Annotated in this window: 17 protein-coding genes and 1 tRNA gene; 13 read left to right on the top strand and 5 right to left on the bottom strand. The window is 47.6% G+C overall.

The annotated features are described in order from the left end of the window. Positions 1-24 precede the first annotated feature (24 nt). The gene (locus tag IJ369_RS05550; protein ID WP_290717017.1) at positions 25-1,674 is read left to right on the top strand and encodes a 4Fe-4S dicluster domain-containing protein; all 1,650 of its coding nucleotides are present in this window, start codon (positions 25-27) and stop codon (positions 1,672-1,674) included. A gap of 70 nt (positions 1,675-1,744) precedes the next feature. Here IJ369_RS05550 and IJ369_RS05545 read toward each other — a convergent pair whose 3' ends face one another. Both IJ369_RS05545 and IJ369_RS05540 read right to left on the bottom strand, forming a co-directional pair. Next, complete coding sequence (locus IJ369_RS05545; protein WP_290716981.1) at positions 1,745-3,088, bottom strand: MATE family efflux transporter; 1,344 nt, start codon at positions 3,086-3,088, stop codon at positions 1,745-1,747. 76 nt (positions 3,089-3,164) lie between these two features. Next, positions 3,165-3,237 (bottom strand) — tRNA-Lys (locus IJ369_RS05540). Positions 3,238-3,428: 191 nt separating this feature from the next. Here IJ369_RS05540 and IJ369_RS05535 point away from each other — a divergent pair. The 8 genes from IJ369_RS05535 to IJ369_RS05500 all read left to right on the top strand — a co-directional run bounded on the left by IJ369_RS05535 (position 3,429) and on the right by IJ369_RS05500 (position 11,188). Beyond that, positions 3,429-4,124, top strand: a complete 696-nt coding sequence (locus IJ369_RS05535; RefSeq protein ID WP_290716979.1) for a response regulator transcription factor — start codon at positions 3,429-3,431, stop codon at positions 4,122-4,124. Further along, complete coding sequence (locus IJ369_RS05530; protein ID WP_290716976.1) at positions 4,099-6,333, top strand: sensor histidine kinase; 2,235 nt, start codon at positions 4,099-4,101, stop codon at positions 6,331-6,333. Before IJ369_RS05535 ends, IJ369_RS05530 begins: the two co-directional genes overlap by 26 nt. Positions 6,334-6,336: 3 nt before the next feature. After that, positions 6,337-6,537, top strand: coding sequence for a DUF6440 family protein (locus IJ369_RS05525; RefSeq protein ID WP_290716973.1), 201 nt, complete (start codon positions 6,337-6,339; stop codon positions 6,535-6,537). 120 nt (positions 6,538-6,657) lie between these two features. Next, positions 6,658-7,932, top strand: a complete 1,275-nt coding sequence (locus tag IJ369_RS05520; protein WP_290716971.1) for a chloride channel protein — start codon at positions 6,658-6,660, stop codon at positions 7,930-7,932. Positions 7,933-8,244: 312 nt separating this feature from the next. Continuing rightward, positions 8,245-9,039, top strand: coding sequence for a transporter substrate-binding domain-containing protein (locus tag IJ369_RS05515; protein WP_290716968.1), 795 nt, complete (start codon positions 8,245-8,247; stop codon positions 9,037-9,039). 98 nt (positions 9,040-9,137) lie between these two features. Continuing rightward, complete coding sequence (locus IJ369_RS05510) at positions 9,138-9,848, top strand: amino acid ABC transporter permease (protein WP_290716965.1); 711 nt, start codon at positions 9,138-9,140, stop codon at positions 9,846-9,848. Next, positions 9,838-10,584: an amino acid ABC transporter ATP-binding protein gene (locus IJ369_RS05505; RefSeq protein WP_290716963.1), complete on the top strand. Its 747-nt coding sequence runs from the start codon at positions 9,838-9,840 to the stop codon at positions 10,582-10,584. The genes IJ369_RS05510 and IJ369_RS05505 overlap by 11 nt, the downstream gene beginning before the upstream one ends. A 19-nt stretch (positions 10,585-10,603) precedes the next feature. Then, positions 10,604-11,188: a hypothetical protein gene (locus tag IJ369_RS05500; RefSeq protein WP_290716961.1), complete on the top strand. Its 585-nt coding sequence runs from the start codon at positions 10,604-10,606 to the stop codon at positions 11,186-11,188. Between the two features lie 33 nt (positions 11,189-11,221). Here the strand turns inward: IJ369_RS05500 and IJ369_RS05495 are convergent, their stop codons facing one another. The 3 genes from IJ369_RS05495 to IJ369_RS05485 form a co-directional block, all read right to left on the bottom strand. Beyond that, on the bottom strand, positions 11,222-11,647 hold the full coding sequence (locus IJ369_RS05495; protein WP_290716959.1) for a DUF523 domain-containing protein: 426 nt from the start codon (positions 11,645-11,647) through the stop codon (positions 11,222-11,224). 12 nt (positions 11,648-11,659) lie between these two features. Continuing rightward, complete coding sequence (locus IJ369_RS05490; RefSeq protein ID WP_290716956.1) at positions 11,660-12,310, bottom strand: CatA-like O-acetyltransferase; 651 nt, start codon at positions 12,308-12,310, stop codon at positions 11,660-11,662. Between the two features lie 74 nt (positions 12,311-12,384). Beyond that, positions 12,385-13,500 (bottom strand): copper amine oxidase N-terminal domain-containing protein, encoded by a 1,116-nt coding sequence (locus IJ369_RS05485; RefSeq protein WP_290716955.1) that lies wholly within the window; start codon positions 13,498-13,500, stop codon positions 12,385-12,387. A gap of 265 nt (positions 13,501-13,765) precedes the next feature. On the opposite strand from IJ369_RS05485, the gene IJ369_RS05480 reads away from it, so the two are divergent. The 4 genes from IJ369_RS05480 to rlmD are packed head-to-tail and all read left to right on the top strand — an operon-like array spanning position 13,766 to position 16,986. Next, entirely contained in the window at positions 13,766-14,710 is a 945-nt protein-coding gene (locus tag IJ369_RS05480) for a 3'-5' exoribonuclease YhaM family protein (RefSeq protein ID WP_290716953.1), read from the top strand. Positions 14,711-14,721: 11 nt separating this feature from the next. Continuing rightward, positions 14,722-15,018 carry a hypothetical protein gene (locus IJ369_RS05475; protein ID WP_290716951.1) on the top strand — a complete coding sequence of 99 codons (297 nt, stop codon included), beginning with the start codon at positions 14,722-14,724 and terminating at the stop codon, positions 15,016-15,018. A gap of 22 nt (positions 15,019-15,040) precedes the next feature. After that, entirely contained in the window at positions 15,041-15,625 is a 585-nt protein-coding gene (locus IJ369_RS05470) for a CRISPR-associated protein Cas4 (protein WP_290716947.1), read from the top strand. Beyond that, positions 15,622-16,986, top strand: a complete 1,365-nt coding sequence (gene rlmD / locus IJ369_RS05465; RefSeq protein WP_290716944.1) for a 23S rRNA (uracil(1939)-C(5))-methyltransferase RlmD — start codon at positions 15,622-15,624, stop codon at positions 16,984-16,986. The genes IJ369_RS05470 and rlmD overlap by 4 nt, the downstream gene beginning before the upstream one ends. Positions 16,987-17,196 lie beyond the last annotated feature (210 nt).

Here is a 17,196-nt window from a genome sequence, read left to right as displayed (position 1 = left end):
TATAGGAAAAGAGGGTAGGAAACTATGAGCAATTTTGAAAGTAATGTACAGTATATCAAATATCTGGTAAATAAAGAGGTCGCAAGCCGTTTTTTCCAGGGCACCCTGGTGAAGGATCCTTTCCTGGAAAGGAATATTGCAGAAGCCATCATCCCCGGCCCCAAGGCATCTTTCCGCTGCTGTATCTATAAAGAACGTCATATCATCGAAGACCGTGTGCATCTGGTGCTGGAGCCTACAAAGGACGACCGTATCATCAACGTGCTGGACTCTGCCTGCGATGAATGTCCCATCGACCGTTTTGTAGTCAGCGACTCCTGCCGCGGCTGTCTGGGTCATAAATGTCAGGAAAACTGCCCCAAAGGTGCTATTTCCATCGTAAACCACAGAGCCTATATCAATCAGGATCTGTGTATCGAATGTGGTAAATGCAAGCAGAACTGTCCCTTCGGTGCTATCAGTGAAGTTATGCGTCCCTGCATGCGTGCCTGTGCCGTTGGCGCGGTAAAGATGGATGAAAACAGAAAAGCAGTCATCGACCACGAAAAATGCATCTCCTGTGGTTCCTGCGTCCATCAGTGTCCTTTCGGTGCCATCGTGGATAAATCCTTCGTTATGAATGTGCTGAATCTCCTGAGAGATTCCTTCAATAATACAACATATCATGTATATGCTGTGGTTGCCCCTGCCGTTGCCAGCCAGTTTGGCGATGTAAAGGTGGGTCAGGTATTTGCGGGTATCAAGGAACTGGGCTTCCATTCTGTTGTGGAAGCGGCCGTCGGCGGCGATATGGTATCTTTGACGGAAACAGAGGAATTCGTACATACCATCGAAGAAAAGAAATGGAAGACTACATCTTGCTGCCCTGCCTTTGTGGATTATGTGAGAAAGAATCATCCCAATTTGCTGGATCATGTATCCACCACTGTTTCTCCTATGATCGCCATGGGCAGAGCCATCCATGCAAAAGACCCCAAGGCAAGAGTGGTCTTCATCGGCCCCTGCACAGCGAAAAAAGTAGAGATCAAGCAGCCTGAGGTAAGAGGCGCTGTGGATTATGTGCTGACCTTCGAAGAACTGAGAGCCATGTTTGACGGCAAGGGCCTGGATCTGACCAACCTGCCCGAACTGAACGCAGGGGAACCTTCCTCCTATGGCCGCATCTTCGCAAGAACCGGCGGCGTGGCAGAAAGCGTGCGCCGTGTGGCAAAGCTGGAGGGCGTGGAAACAGAGATCACCCCTGTTCGCTGCAATGGTATCGAGGAATGTATCAAGACCCTGAGGCTGGCAGCCTTTGGCAGACTGGAAGGCAATCTGATCGAAGGTATGGCATGTAAGAGCGGCTGTACTAACGGCGCGGCATCTATCTTCCATGACCAGAGAGGTATCGAACGTGTCAACAGCTTCAGCAGAGAAGCCCTGACGGATGACCCTACAGAAGGCGTCCGCGGCTACGATCTGAAGACGATCGATATGGAAAGGGAATATCCTGAGCTGGAAGCCATCCTGGCAGCAAGGGCGGAAGAAGAGGCAGCCAAAGCAGCAGCAGCTAAGGCGGCAGAAGAAGCAGCCAAGGCAGCGGAAGAAGCAGCCAAGGCGGCAGAAGCGGCAAAAGAAGAAAAACCAAAGAGAAAAAGAACGACTGCGAAAAAGAAAGAAGAAATAGCTGAATAAAAAAAGGCCTGAACTGTCGGAGGAGATCCTTATCGGACTCCTCCAGTGGTTCAGGCTTTTCTTATGCTTTTCATGTTTCCGAAGGGCTTTTTTTCGGCATTTTCCGTAAAATGGGGATCAGCGCCAGGGAAAGGGGCGTCAGGGAACCGATCCAGGCCAGAGGGTTAGCGATGCAGGTACCCGTATAGCCGATAACGGAGGTAAGGGCAATGGCGCAGATGCTGCGCATCACCAGCTCCGCAATGCCTGCCACCGTGGGCACGAAGCTGTGTCCCAGCCCCTGCAGGGAATAGCGGAAGACGAACAAGAGCGCCAGTATGGGGTAGCAGACCCCATTAATGATCAGGAATTCATGGGAAAGGGCAATGGCCATGTCATTCCCCGCCAGGAAAAGGGCGGAAAGGCTGTCACCGAAGCAGACATCGATGATGCCGATGAGAATGGCAAAGGCAATGGAGATCATACTGCATTGAAAGATGCCCTGTCGGATGCGGTGGGGTTTGTTTGCTCCATGGTTCTGGCCTACGTAAGTCGCCATGGCGATGCCGAAGCTCATCAGGGGCAGAACGCCCAGGTTATCCAGTTTCAGGGCAGCCGTATAGGCGGCGATTTCCGTGGTGCCCAGGGTATTCAGGGCAAACTGAATGACGATAGTGCCCAGGGCAATGATGGAGGATTGGAACCCCATGGGCAGCCCCAGTCGGAAATGCAGCTTCCAGTCCTCTGCGGTGCATTTGAAATGGCGGACACCGATGCGCAGGACGGGCACCTTCCATTTGATATAAAGGACACAGAGGATGCCGGAAAGGAGCTGTGCCACGACGGTGGCGATGCCTGCCCCTTCTGTGCCCATGCCGATGCCAAGGATGAAGGCATAGTCCAGCATGATATTCAGGACGCAGGCGATGATCAGGAAGATCAGGGGGCTGAGGCTGTCCCCAACGGCACGCATGACGTTGCTCATCAGATTGAACAGCATGGCGGCGACTGTGCCGCCGACAATGAAAATAAAATACCGATAGGCATCTTCGTAAATTTCCGCAGGGGTACGCAGCAGTGTCAGCAGGGGGCGGGTCGCCAGAACGCCCACCACAGTCAGCAGAACGGTGAGGATGATGCTGATGAGGCAGGAAACGGCAAAGCTGCGCTTCACTCCTTCTTCATCCTGGGCCCCAAAGCGTTGGGCTGTCACGATGGACATGCCGGAGGTGGCCCCTGTGGCAAAGCCCAGGATCAGGAAGGAGAGGCCGCCGGTGCAGCCAACGGCTGCCAGAGCGTTGCTGCCCAGGGTGCGCCCCACGATGAAGGCGTCTGCCATATTATAAAATTGCTGGAACAGGTTCCCGATGAGCAGGGGAACGGAGAAATATAAAATTTGCTTGGCAGGAGAGCCAATGGTCATATCTTTTGCCATAAAAACACCAACTTTCGATGAACATTTCTTTTGTAGAAAAAAAGAAACCCAAGGCAAAATACCTTGGGCTTGAAAGTGAGTCATCCGGGACTCGAACCCGGGACACCTGGATTAAAAGTCCAGTGCTCTACCGACTGAGCTAATGACCCGCAACGAAGACTAGTATATAGCAGAATGCTTTTTTTGTCAACATATTTCTTTGTATTTTTTTAAATACATTCAAAAAAGGTGTTTTACGGAAATCCTTAAGAAAATCGTAAGGAAAAAAGTGTTTTTTTGTAATCAAACAATGATATGATATAATCAGGAAGTAATGTGATGAAAAAAGGGGGCAAACAACATGGAACAGTTCAATATACTGGTTTGTGATGATGATAAGAGCATCGTGGATGCCATTGAAATTTATCTGAAGCAGGAGGACTACAACGTTATTAAGGCCTACAACGGTCTGGAAGCCCTGCAGGCATTGGAGGAAAACGAGGTGCATCTGATCCTGCTGGATATCATGATGCCGGAACTGGATGGGCTGCAGGCAACGGTGAAGATCAGGGAAAATCTGAATATCCCCATCATCATCCTTTCTGCCAAATCGGAGGATACGGACAAGATCCTGGGGCTGAATTTCGGCGCCGATGATTATATCACCAAGCCCTTCAATCCGCTGGAGCTGATGGCTCGTGTGAAAAGCCACATGCGCCGTTATACGGCTCTGGGCAGCATCGCAGAAAAAAATAATATCATCCGTATCGGCGGCATTGAGCTGGATAAAGACGCCAAGCAGGTGAGGGTAGAGGGCGAGCCTGTCAAAATGACCGCCACGGAATACGGCATTCTGCAGCTTTTGATGGAAAATGCGGGCAAGGTCTTTTCTATCGATGAAATTTATGAAAAGGTATGGAACGAGACCTCCTTTGCTCCGGAAAATACTGTTTCCGTACATATTCGACGTATCCGTGAAAAGATCGAGATCAATCCAAAGGAACCAAGATATCTGAAGGTGGTGTGGGGGATTGGCTATAAAATCGAAAAAATCTAAAGCATTTCAAATGAAATGGAAGGTCATCGGGACACTTCTTTTCTTCGTCTGTGCCATTTCCATTTTTTTCTGCGGCGTGGTGGCTACGAATATCTTCAAGGACTGGAGCAGAGATGTCATCAATGCTGATACGGTCTATGATACCCAGGAGTTCCATGAATTTTTCGGTGAGACTTTGGATCAGGCTGTCCAGGCGGATATCTATTATCGCAGCGAAGAACGTATTGCAGCCGGGGAAGTCGTGGACAGGGACAAACTCATCAGCGGCTTCAAGCGGTATTACGGCATTGTGGATGGAGTCATCACTGGCAATACGGAGATCAATGATACCTATGATGGACTGAATATTTATGGCAGCATCCCCGACAGCCTGCAGGAAAATCTGGCGGAATATGAGGGGCTGGTGGAAAGTCGGTTGCCTTCCTATTATCAGATGTACCTTCAGCGACAGCTGGATGAATATAAAAATTGTGTTCGTTATCTGGAGGGAATGAAAAACTTCCTTTATTATGTAGAGGACGAAAATGGGAATATCATGGGCGGTAATGCTTCCAAAAGTGAGATCGGCGAAGCAGAACGTACCCTGGTGCTTTCTGCGGGCTTCAGCAGCGACTATTTGGGAAAAAATCCTTACTATTTTGATGCTTATGACAATCCTATTTTGGAGCAGAGCAATTATAAGTTTTTTGGTGCTATCCGTGACCCTCTGCTGCCGGGGGATGCCTTTTATGATATGTGGCAGGATTTCAGCTATGCGAAGCAGAGCCTTCCCATTTTATTCGGCGTCTTTGCTGTTTCTTTGCTGGGGCTTCTGGTCTGCCTTGTCCACTTGATGCGGGTAACGGGGCAGAAGGAACGCTATGGCAAAGTGCAGCTGACTATGGCAGACCGCATTTATAATGAAGTCCATTTTCTGCTGGTGTTTCTGTTTTTCGTGGCAGCCTTTCTTGCGGCGTCGGCTCTGATGGAGACCGTCATGCAGGGGACAGTTGCTTTCTGGAGCTATGTTTTCGCAACGATGTTAGGTGCGCTCTATTTGGCGGCTGTTGGCGTCGGGCTTAGTTATCTCCTTTCCGTATCCAGACAGATCAAGGATAAGAGTTTTTTCCGCAATACATGGATCTCCGCATCCATCCGCAGGATGAGTGAGCTTTTCACAGGCAAGACTTTCCGCGGCTGGATGGTCATCGTCATGCTCTGCTATGGCCTGGGAAACTGCGCCATCATGGGCGTGGCGGTTATGGCACCCTATTATGGCTATGTGGAATTTGCCATGCTGGCGGGCATCTTCCTGGTCTTGTTCAATGTTTTGTGTATGTATTGGTTTATCCGTGCCCTGCGTTCCCTGAAAGAGATCATGGTCTCTGCCAAGGAAAGCTCCAAGGGGAATTTCTCCTATCCCCTGGACTTGAATAAAATCTCCCCGTCCTTCCTGAATTTCGCGGAGGATGTGGCGAATATTCAGGAGGGCTTCAAAAATGCCGTGGATGATGCGGTCAAAGGAGAGAGGATGAAGGCAGAACTGATCACCAACGTTTCCCATGACCTGAAAACACCTCTGACCTCCATCATTTCTTATGTGGATCTGCTGGAAAAAGAGGATCTGGAAAACGAAAGAGCCGAGGGTTATGTGGATATCCTCCATGAAAAATCCTACCGCCTGAAGCAGCTCATTGAAGACTTGATCGAGGCTAGCAAGGCTTCCAGCGGCAACCTGACCGTGACAAAGATGCGGGTGGATTATAAGCAGCTGCTGCTGCAGGCCATGGGCGAAATGGAAGATAAGATGGAAGCGGCAGGGCTGACGGTCAAGCTCAGCAGCAGCGAGCCTGTTTTCATCGATGCCGATGGCGGGCATATGTGGCGCATCCTGGAGAATATTCTTTCTAATGCTATCAAATATTCCATGCCCCATTCCCGCGTTTATGTGGATATTTTCAAGTTGGACGGCTATGGCGTGCTGGTGATGAAAAATATCTCAGCAGCACCTATCGATTTTGATGAAACAAGACTGACGGAGCGTTTTGTCCGGGGGGATGAAGCCAGAACGACGGAGGGCTCGGGCCTGGGCCTTTCCATCACCCAGAGCCTGGCGGAAATTCAGGATGGTACCTTTGGTATCCAGGTGGACGGCGATCTGTTCAAGGCTATCGTCAGCATCCCGCTTTGGCCGGAGGAAGAAGAAATGGAAGAAAAAGAGGGGGAATAAGCTATGGCAAAATATATGGGCGATAAAGTAGAGGACAGATTCGAAAAAATTTATGTCCAAGGCGTATCTAATGTAACAGAAATTTGGGTGGATAAGGAAACAGGCGTTCAGTATCTGTTCCATGCCAGCGGGTATGCCGGAGGCATGACCCCGCTGATTGATAAGGATGGCAAGCCTCTGCTCCATGATCCATATAAACTGTAAAAAATAAGTGTCTGATATCCGAAATATCAGGCACTTTTTATGTTGAAAAATGGTTGCGAATGCGTTTTTCGGGGTGTATACTACTGTAGAAAATGTAAGCACAGGGAGGGAGCGCCCTTTATGATAAAAAGATTTTACAGAAAATATGAAGATAAATTTAATAGAAGTGAGGACAATCTTCTTCATTTTGCTTCCTGGATGTGTGCCGGGCTTTGCATTGGCTTCGTGGTTGGTCTGGTGGGTGTTGCTTTCCATCTGATGCTGGAATGGGCAACGGAATTCCGCACGGAACATCCTATGCTGATCTGGCTGCTGCCTTTGGGTGGCCTTGCCATCGTGCTGGCCTATCGCCTGGCGGGCATGGAAAAGGATAGAGGAACGAATTTTATCCTTGTTGCTGTCCGTTCCAATGAAGCAGTTACCATCAAGACGGCACCGCTGATTTTTTTCAGCACCGTTGTGACCCATCTCTTGGGCGGTTCTGCCGGCAGGGAAGGGGCGGCGCTGCAGCTGGGCGGCAGCATTGCTTCCAGCTTCGGGCGCACCATGGAGCTGGATGAAAAAGAGGAGCGCATCATGACCATGTGTGGTATGGCGGCGGGCTTTTCTGCTTTGTTTGGTACACCTCTGACCTCTGTGGTCTTTGCTATGGAAGTCATCACCGTTGGTGTCATGCATTATTCTGCCATCGTGCCCTGTACAGTTGCGGCGCTGGTGGCATCCAGTATGTCTCAGGCAATGGGCATTGCGCCAACTGCCTTCACTGTGGCGGATATTCCTACGAAGATCGCCATGGAAACCGGCTGGAGCGTAGGGCTGCTGGGCATCCTCTGCGCCCTGTTGAGTATCCTCTTCTGTGTTGTTATGGAGCATACAGGGCATGCCTATCGGGAACGTATCAAAAATCCCATGGTTCGTGTTTTTGTCGGCGGCTGCATCATTATCGCACTGACCTATCTGGTAGGCTGCAGGGATTACAACGGCGCAGGGATGGATATTATCATCAAAGCCCTGAATGGGGACGCCAAGGCGGAGGCCTTCCTGCTGAAAATTTTGTTTACGTCATTGACCCTGGGTGCAGGCTTCAAGGGCGGTGAAATCGTGCCTTCCTTCTTTATCGGGGCCACCTTTGGCTGTATCGCAGGGCCTTTGCTGGGGCTGCCTGCCACCTTTGCGGCATCCCTGGGCATGGCGGCGGTTTTCTGTGGCGTGACCAACTGCCCTCTGGCATCCATCATCCTCTGCATCGAGCTTTTCGGCTTCAAGGGCACAGGCTATTATGCCCTCTGCTGCGGTATCAGCTACATGCTGTCCGGTTATTATGGTCTCTATTCGGAACAGAAGATCATGTATTCCAAGGTACAGCCGGAATTCATCAATAAAAACGTGCATTAAAAGCAGGGATCGATGTCTGAGGTGGCAGGAAGGATGTGCATATATAAAGCACATTGAATCGATTTTGTGCATAAAATTATTTTATGCATGATTTTATGCAATGCAATTTTCCGGATACAAAAGCGGCTCATAGAAAATGGGCCGTTTTTTTATGGTAAACTTGGGTTTTATAGATATTTTTCCTGAAAAAAGTCTGACAAAAACGGGATTTATAGTTCATTTTGGTTATTGTATTTTATGCATTTTGCGAGTATAATGCATATGATAATAACGCACGTATATAGTGTATTAAAATTTGGGAGGAAGATTATAATGAAAAAATTTATGAAAGGCCTTTTGGCTACAACAATGGTATTCGCAATGATGACATCTCTGGTTGGCTGCGGCGGCTCTGAAGAAGCACCTGCAGAAGAAGCAGCTGGCACAGAAAACACACTGGTAATGGCGACTAACGCAGCATTCCCTCCTTACGAATACTACGAAGGCGAAGAAATCGTTGGTATCGACGCTGAAATCGCAAAAGCAATCGCAGACAAACTGGGTATGGATTTCGCAATCGAAGATATGGAATTCGACGCAATCATCCCTGCTGTAACAAGCGGCAAAGTAAGCATGGGTATGGCTGGTATGACAGTAACAGAAGAACGTATGCAGTCCGTAGACTTCTCTGATTCCTACGCAAAAGGCGTTCAGGTTGTTATCGTAAAAGAAGATTCCGCTATTACATCCGTTGATGATCTGTTCGCGGAAGGCGCTTCTCACATGATCGGTGTTCAGACAGGTACAACAGGTGACCTGTACACAACATGGGATCTGGAAGATGCTGGCCTGGCTAAAGTAGAACGCTTCAACAAAGGCGCTGACGCAGTTCTGGCTCTGACACAGGATAAAGTTGACTGCGTAGTAATCGATAACGAACCCGCAAAAGAATTCGTAGCAGCTAACGAAGGCCTGAAAATTCTGGAAACAGCATACGCTGAAGAAGATTACGCTATCTGCTTCGCAAAAGACAGCGAACTGACAGCACAGGTAAACGGCGCTCTGCAGGAACTGATCGCTGACGGCACAGTTCAGGCTATCATCGACAAATACATCAGCGCTGAATAATTTAAAGGCCATAATTTTGACAAAGTAATCATTCGGGGGTGACGAAAGTCACCCCTGATTTGCGGTTATGAGAAAAAATAGAAGGGGGAGTTTCCTGAATGAGTTTGAAAGAGAAATTCATATTCAACTTCATTGAACAGGATCGATGGAAATACCTTTGGGAAGGCCTTGGTGCTACACTGAAGGTAACATTCTTTGCATTGGTCGTTGGTGTTATCATCGGTGTTGTCATCGCCATCATCCGTTCCACATACGATAAAAACGGTAAAGACATGAAGGGGTTCAGCAAGATCATCCTGAGCATCCTGAATGCCATTTGCAGAGTATACCTGACCGTTATCCGCGGTACGCCCGTTGTTGTACAGCTGATGATTATGTACTACGTTGTCATGGTATCTTCCACAAATAAGATCTTGGTTGCAACACTGGCTTTCGGTATGAACTCCGGTGCGTACGTTGCCGAAATTTTCCGAAGCGGCATCATGTCCATTGATAATGGCCAGTTCGAAGCAGGCCGCAGCCTGGGCTTCAATTATGTGCAGACCATGCAATATATCATCATTCCTCAGGCATTCAAAAATGTATTGCCTACCCTGGCAAATGAATTCATCGTACTGCTGAAGGAAACATCCGTATCCGGTTACGTTGCCCTCCACGACCTGACAAAGGGCGGCGACATCATCCGAAGCCGTACCTACGATGCATTCATGCCTCTGATCGGCGTTGCCATCATCTATTTGGCGATGGTAATGTTCTTCACATATCTGGTAAGTATCCTTGAAAGGAGGTTGAGAAACAGTGAACGCTAATGAAACATTGATCAAAGTAGAAGGTTTGCAGAAATATTATAATGGCGGCGAGATCAAAGCTCTGGACGGTATCAATACAGAGATCAAAAAAGGCGAAGTAGTCGTTGTTATCGGCCCCTCCGGTTCCGGTAAGTCTACGTTCCTGCGCTGCCTGAATCTGCTGGAAGTGCCCACTGGCGGCAGTATCTTCTTCGAAGACACAGATATCACTGATGATAAAACGGACATCAATATCCATCGTCAGAAAATGGGTATGGTGTTCCAGCATTTCAATCTCTTCCCCCATATGACAATACTGAAAAATATGACCATTGCCCCCATGAAGCTGCTGAAAAAGAGCGAAGCGGAAGCGACGGAAAAGGCAATGCAGCTGCTGAGACGTGTTGGTCTGGAAGACAGAGCGAATGCGTACCCTTCTCAGCTTTCCGGCGGCCAGAAACAGCGTATCGCCATTGTGCGTGCCCTGTGTATGGAACCAGAAGTGATGCTGTTCGACGAACCTACTTCTGCCCTCGACCCTGAAATGGTAGGGGAAGTTCTGGAAGTAATGAAACAGTTGGCTCATGACAACATGACAATGGTAGTCGTTACCCATGAAATGGGCTTTGCCAAGGAAGTTGGCACTCGTGTGATGTTTATGGCGGACGGGAAACAGGTGGAAGAAGGCTCTCCCAACGAGATCTTCGATCACCCTAAGAGCGACCGTCTGCAGCAGTTCCTTGCGAAGGTAATTTAATTAGAATAAAAGCGTCCGTATGGACGCTTTTTTGTTTGGAATCCTTCGGGTGGCGCATATCTTAAGATTTTCTTTCGCTTTTTATATTTTGTTGAAAGCAGTGGATAAGTTGGATACAATGGAAAAAAGAGGAGGAGGTGATCCTATGCGTTGGAATGGATTCTGGTTTTTTATTCTGGTGATTGCTTTGCTGGGCGGAGCGGCAGGCTTTTTGGCAGGCTGGGCAAAGAAGCATGAGAAAAAGGGAATTATGAAAGGCATCGTCTGGGGATTTGTTGTCTTTTTTGCCTGTTTTAGTTTCCCTCTCTGGAACGAACACTTTCCTCTAAAATGGACAAATATTATTTCGACTGTTAGTGCTTATGGTATTATTGCGGCAGGGCTGTATGGTGTTTATGGGGAGGACAGAGGGCCGAGTTTGTATCCGAGAATGGTTTTATTCACAGTCATCGGCATGGTTTGCCGATATTTCCTTGAATTTGGTGAAGTCTCCAATACCTATAATTTCACCCCATTCAATATTGTCGTATATCTCTTGGTTGTTCCTGTCTTTACGATCCTTGCATATGAATTCGTTGGCAGAACGAAAAATAAAGAAGAATAAAAAGAAAGCCCTGGATTTTTCCAAGGCTTTTTCTTATTTTTCAGGAACGTCGGTTTCATCTATTAAGGGAATACCTGCCTCTGCCAGAGCCTGAGCAAACATACCCTTGCCATCGATGAGGGTTTTGGTGAATGTGCCGTCGTAAATCTTCTTGCACCCACAGGAAGGACTTCTGGGCTGCAGGATGGCAAGGTCGATATCCTGTCCCGCCAATCGTTTCATGGTTTTTTCCACGCCGCGGCGGAAAAATTCCGTTACGTCTTCTCCATCGGCGTTGATGGCTTTGCCATCCCGCAATTCCACAGGCACGCGGGGTACAGGCAGGCCGCCTGTCACTTCCGGACAAACGGGGATGACCTCATGTCCTTCGATATAGTCCAGAACCTTCTGGCTGTGGTTGTTGCCGCCGTTGTATTTGCAGTCGTGCCCTAACAGGCACGCGCTGACTGCGATTTTCATAAAAACGCCTCCTTAAAATTTGTCCAGAGTAGCCTGCAGGTCATTGAAAAACCTGGACAGATGATAGCCGTCCATGCAGGCATGGCTGATGGTCAGGGTGAAAGGCATTGTAAATTTCCCGTTTTCCTCTGTATATTTCCCGAAGGTGATGATGGGGAAGAGATTGGGGGAACCGCCGTAATTGACGGGACAATAGGCCGCATAATCCAGCCATGGCACGCAGGAGATGCAGAAGAAATTCATGGGTTGTCCTTCTTTTACTTTAATGCCTTTTTTGTCTTTGTATGTTTCTGCGTCTGTCAGCAGATTATTGTAGAAGGTATCGAAATCTTCGTCATAGGGGCTCCAAACATCGGAAAAGGTCTTGTCGTCTTCATGGAAGATGGTAAAGTTGGGGTTCAGATAGGAAAAGTAGCCTGGATTCCCGTCTTTGTCCATGTTGGTACATAGTTCGGGCATGCTGGCAATGACCTGTCCCGTCAGGGCGGCGAAGGCGGGGAAGAATTTCAATGCGAGTTTCTTTGTTTCCGTCAGGAAATGGGTCATATCCAGACGCACCGTCATGCTGTTGACGGATTTGACGAACCCCTTGGTGTAATAATCGAAATGGCTGCTGCGAGGCCATGTGTTTCTATCATATAAAGTGAAAGCTGCTTCTTTCATGGAGATCATCCTTTCAAAGATTTTTTTCCATTATAACATAAAAAAGCCCTTCGGGAAGAAGGGCTTAAAATTTATCAATACTTTAATGTTACTGTTTTTGTTTCAGGATTCCAGCTTAGCTGAGAACCATCGATTTCCATGATGCTCATCCAGTCTCTCAGGGAAACGAAGAGTCTGCCGTTTACAGTTTCCGCAGGTGTGCAAAGTGCAATGTTTTCCAGTGCTTTTGTATATGTTGCTTCACCAGGCTTGATGCTTACCAGCTTGTTGTTTACGAAGGTGTGGGCGCTCTTTGTGCCGTTATTCCAGTTTACCTGCTGTTCGGGATTGGAAACTTCCAGAAGGGCACGCAAGGGCAGCATAGTGTAGCCGTTCTTCAGATAAGGGGAAACGTCTGCAGTATAAGAAACTTCGCCGTTTTTCACGATATCAGTTTTGCCGATGGTGATCTGATATTCATTTACGGGTGTGGTTTCGATGGGTTCCTGCGTTGCTTCTTCTTCCTTTTCTACAACGGCGGGTCTTGCTACCAGGTTGATGTATTCATCATCCCATTCATCCTTTTCTTCGGCATAATCCAGCCAGCTGGAATATGTTTTCGCACCGGATTTTTTCACAAGGGTAATATTGTGGTTATCGTGGTCTTCTTTATTGAAGCTGATTTTGGCTTCATCCTGGATACTGATGAGGGCCTTGTCGCCTTTTGCATATTTCAGGTAGATGATGTAACCTCGTTCGGATTCTACATTGATGACAACTTCATCATCGAAAAGGATAGGGCCTTCATATACATAAAATGCGCTGGCGCCACTGCTTTTTGTATTGATCTCCAGTTCGCCGTCACCGTAGAAATTCACTTCACCATCGCAGTAGAAGGCGTTGCAGTGATAGGAACGGGTCTCCAGTACGTTGTTGTTGCCTTCGATCTCAACATAGCTTTCATCGGGCAGATAGATGGCAGCTTTTTCCTCCAGTCTGTCCTGGGGCACATAATAGCGGAAATCTTCCAGCGTCAGTGTCAGGTCGTTGGCATCCCAATACCAGCCGTCGCCCTGCAGATCATCTTCTGCATTACGGAAATCCAGGCTGTCTCTTAATTCATTGAGGGGGTCCTCTGCCAAAGCTGTTGCGGGGCATGCGCCGAAGAGAACAGCGGTGGAAAGAACGCCGCAGAGAAGTTTCTTGTTCATAGAGATTCCTCCTTTTATATACATTTCATCCATTTTATGATACCATACCCGGACAAAAAAACCAAGGCGGGGAAACATAAGATTTTCTTAATGTTTCTTTAGACGGAAAAAAATCGGATTTGTTCCCGTGGATTTTTTGCAGAAAGGAAAGCGTTCCACTGGTATATCGGATAGAAATCGTGTATAATGAACTATACTGTAAAATTAGCCGTAGTATGGCTTAAAGAAAAAATCAATGCCGCAAGGATAGAAACGGAGGACTGGCATGAAATATATCAATGAATTGAGAGAGGGCGAAAATGTCATCGAGCATTACCTCTGCAAATCCAGAACCAGTATGAAATCCCGAAATGGGAAAACATATCTTTCTTTAAAATTACAGGATAAAACAGGTATTGTGGATGCGAAGGTATGGGATATGAATAAGGATATCCAGAGCTTCCAGGAAAACGATTTTATCAAGATCGATGCTTTCGTGACCACATTCAATAACGAATTGCAGCTGAACGTGAAACGCATCCGCCGCAGCCGCGAAGGGGAATATGATCCCGCAGATTTTATCCCCAGTACAGATAAAAATATCGATGAAATGTATAATCAGCTGATCGCGTACATCAAGACCATCCAGAGCCCCTATATCAAAAAGCTGTTGGAAGAAATTTTCCTGAAGCATCCCGTGATCAGCAAGGATTTCAAGTATCATTCCGCAGCAAAGACCATGCATCATAGCTTCCGTGGCGGCTTGGTGGAACATACATTATCCGTCACACAGATTTGTGACTTTATGGCACCCAGATATGAATATGTGGATAGAGATATTCTGGTTGCCTGCGCCATGCTGCACGATGTGGGCAAAATCATGGAACTGTCCGATTTTCCTGAAAATGACTATACAGACGAAGGTCAGCTTTTGGGCCATATCTTCATGGGCGCGGAATTGATTCGCGATACAGCGGCAAAAATCGAAGGCTTCCCTAAACAGCTGACAACACTGATGATGCACTGTATCCTTTCTCACCATGGGGAACTGGAATATGGTTCCCCCAAGGTGCCTGAAACCATTGAAGCATTCATCCTGCATTGCGCAGATAACATGGATGCAAAAACAAAAATGTTTGAAGAAACGATTGCAGCGGATAATACGCAGGGCAGCTGGGCGGGTTATCACCGCATGCTGGCAAGAAATATCCGCCGCTCCGATTATAAATAAGAGGAATTGAAATGGAGAGAAAAACACTTTCTGCCCATGAAATAAGTAAATATGATTATTGTCCCTATCAGTGGTATTATGAACGTTTATACGGACGAAAGGAACTGAGAAGGCTGTACGTAGAACGAAATGAACGGCTCAATCTGGAGGATAGTCTGGCCAGTGACTTTCGGAAAGGAGAAAAATATCACCGCAGAAGTTATCTTTTGTTAAAGATCAGAAGAATGCTTTGGAAAGTGGCGGTGCTGCTGTTTGCAGCGGCAGCCGTGGCGGGGTATTTGTGGATGAATCATGGCGGAATGGTTTAAAAGTTTTTTGAGCAGCCTTGGAATGACGGACTGGCTGATTCTTGGAATGGTTTTGCTGTTAGCAGTCCTTCTGCTGGTGAAGTATGCAAAACCTGCCATTCGTAAAATGACAGCGAGGGATGATGTGGCGGGCTACGCCCTTATCTATGCAGACCAGAAGCAGGGAAGAAGAGGAGAAGAGGACTTTGGCAAGCTGCTTTATTCTGCAAAGTATGAATTGCAGGGCAAGCCGGACTATGTGTTCCAAAGCAGACTCAGTAAGAAGATCGTTCCTGTGGAGCTGAAAAGTGGCAGCATTGATGAAGAGGAGCTGCCCCATCATGGTGACTTGCTGCAACTGGGGGCCTATTTCCTGATTTTAGAGGATGTTTACGGCAAAAAGCCTGCTTTTGGGCGCATCGTTTATCAGGACTATATGTTCGAAGTGAAAAACACAGCCAAGGTGCGGAATGAAGTGCTGGGGACCATGAAGGAGATGCGAGATATGCTGCACTATGGTGTCGGAAAAGCAAAGCCCAGTTTTGCCCATTGTCGTCCCTGTGTTTGCAATGGTACAGTTTGTCAGTTTTCTGAGACAGAGATAGTAAAAGGAGACGAGGAACAATGATTCCTGTAGAAAAGAATAAAATTTATGAAATGCAGATAGAAGCGCTGGGCAGCAACGGCGAAGGCATTGGTCGTATCGATGGATATACGGTTTTTGTGGAAGGCGCGTTGCCCGGTGAAAAAATCAGGGTTCTGATCGTAAAAGTAAAAAAGAACTACGGCTATGGCAAGCTGATGGAGATTCTTGAGATTTCCTCTGAACGCAGAGAACCCATGTGCCCCGTGGCGAAGCAGTGCGGCGGCTGCCAGCTGCAGCATCTGTCCTATGAAGCAGAGCTTGCTTATAAGACCAGAGAAGTCAAAGATGTGATGGAACGCATTGGCGGTATCAAGGATGTGGAAGTGAAACCTGCGCTTGGTATGGAAGACCCTTGGCGTTACCGCAATAAAGCCCAGTTCCCCGTGGGGCAGGGTAAAGAAGGCTGTGCCATCGGCTTCTATGCGAAACGCAGCCACCGTATCGTGGATACGGAGAAGTGCTTCCTGCAGAATGAATGTAATGATGAGATCATCGGCATTGTTCGTACATTCCTGAATGAATATAACATCCCTCTGTATGATGAGGAAAAACATAAGGGGTTGGTGCGCCATATCCTGACCCGTATTGGCAGAAACAGCGGCGAGATCATGGTCTGCATTGTCATCAACGGGAAAAAACTGCCCAACAGCGATATTCTGGTGGAACGCTTGAAAGCGGTGGAGGGCGTTGTTTCCATCGTGCTGAATGTGAATAAGGAAAAAACAAACGTGATTTTGGGTCAGAAGATCATCACCCTCTGGGGCAAGGATACCATCACCGATTTTATCGATGGCATCGAATTTGAAATTTCCCCTCTGTCTTTCTATCAGGTGAACCCCATCCAGACGGAGGTGCTCTATGGTAAGGCGGTGGAATTGGCAGACCTGAAAGGCGATGAGACTGTCCTTGACCTGTATTGCGGTATCGGCACCATTTCGCTGTTCTTTGCCAGAAAGGCGAAGCAGGTATTCGGCGTAGAGATCGTTCCTGAAGCCATTGCCGATGCGAAGAAAAACGCTGCAAGAAATGGCATCACCAATGCGACCTTTGCCGTGGGCGCGGCGGAGGAGGTCATCCCCAGACTGTATGAAGAAGAAGGCATTACGGCGGATATCGTGGTGGTGGACCCTCCCAGAAAGGGCTGCGACGCGAAGCTCTTGGAAACCATCCTGCAGATCAGTCCTGAAAAAATCGTATATGTTTCCTGTAACCCCGCCACATGGGCGAGAGACCTGGTGGTATTGAGAGAGGGTGGCTATGAGTTGAAGGAGGTTCAGCCTGTGGATCAGTTCAGCCATAGCGTCCACGTTGAGGTAGTGAGCATGCTCGCTAAAACGAAGTAAACACCATATTTAGTGGTTGAAGTTTATATAAAATAACAATATCATGTAGTTTGGAAAGTCATTTTTGTACGCAAAAATGACTTTTTTTAATGCTCGTTTTTCGGTGTTTTCAATGCTCGCTAGAAAAAGTACAAAATCTTTTCTACAATTTTCGATAATGGAAATAAAGAAATAATATGATTGACAAGAAAAATAAATTGGATTATGTTA

The sequence above is a fragment of the Anaerotignum sp. genome (assembly GCF_017483025.1).
GTDB lineage: Bacteria > Bacillota > Clostridia > Lachnospirales > Anaerotignaceae > Anaerotignum_A.
The sequence above is the reverse complement of the archived record's forward strand: the minus strand, read 5'-3'. Positions and strand labels throughout refer to the sequence as shown.

Coding starts and splice junctions, on each gene's coding strand:
- IJ369_RS05550 (WP_290717017.1), top strand. CDS start 25: ATGAGCAATTTTGAAAGTAATGTACAGTATATCAAATATCTGGTAAAT.
- IJ369_RS05545 (WP_290716981.1), bottom strand. CDS start 3,088: ATGGCAAAAGATATGACCATTGGCTCTCCTGCCAAGCAAATTTTATAT.
- IJ369_RS05535 (WP_290716979.1), top strand. CDS start 3,429: ATGGAACAGTTCAATATACTGGTTTGTGATGATGATAAGAGCATCGTG.
- IJ369_RS05525 (WP_290716973.1), top strand. CDS start 6,337: ATGGCAAAATATATGGGCGATAAAGTAGAGGACAGATTCGAAAAAATT.
- IJ369_RS05520 (WP_290716971.1), top strand. CDS start 6,658: ATGATAAAAAGATTTTACAGAAAATATGAAGATAAATTTAATAGAAGT.
- IJ369_RS05515 (WP_290716968.1), top strand. CDS start 8,245: ATGAAAAAATTTATGAAAGGCCTTTTGGCTACAACAATGGTATTCGCA.
- IJ369_RS05510 (WP_290716965.1), top strand. CDS start 9,138: ATGAGTTTGAAAGAGAAATTCATATTCAACTTCATTGAACAGGATCGA.
- IJ369_RS05500 (WP_290716961.1), top strand. CDS start 10,604: ATGGACGCTTTTTTGTTTGGAATCCTTCGGGTGGCGCATATCTTAAGA.
- IJ369_RS05495 (WP_290716959.1), bottom strand. CDS start 11,647: ATGAAAATCGCAGTCAGCGCGTGCCTGTTAGGGCACGACTGCAAATAC.
- IJ369_RS05490 (WP_290716956.1), bottom strand. CDS start 12,310: ATGAAAGAAGCAGCTTTCACTTTATATGATAGAAACACATGGCCTCGC.
- IJ369_RS05485 (WP_290716955.1), bottom strand. CDS start 13,500: ATGAACAAGAAACTTCTCTGCGGCGTTCTTTCCACCGCTGTTCTCTTC.
- IJ369_RS05480 (WP_290716953.1), top strand. CDS start 13,766: ATGAAATATATCAATGAATTGAGAGAGGGCGAAAATGTCATCGAGCAT.
- IJ369_RS05475 (WP_290716951.1), top strand. CDS start 14,722: ATGGAGAGAAAAACACTTTCTGCCCATGAAATAAGTAAATATGATTAT.
- IJ369_RS05470 (WP_290716947.1), top strand. CDS start 15,041: ATGACGGACTGGCTGATTCTTGGAATGGTTTTGCTGTTAGCAGTCCTT.
- rlmD (WP_290716944.1), top strand. CDS start 15,622: ATGATTCCTGTAGAAAAGAATAAAATTTATGAAATGCAGATAGAAGCG.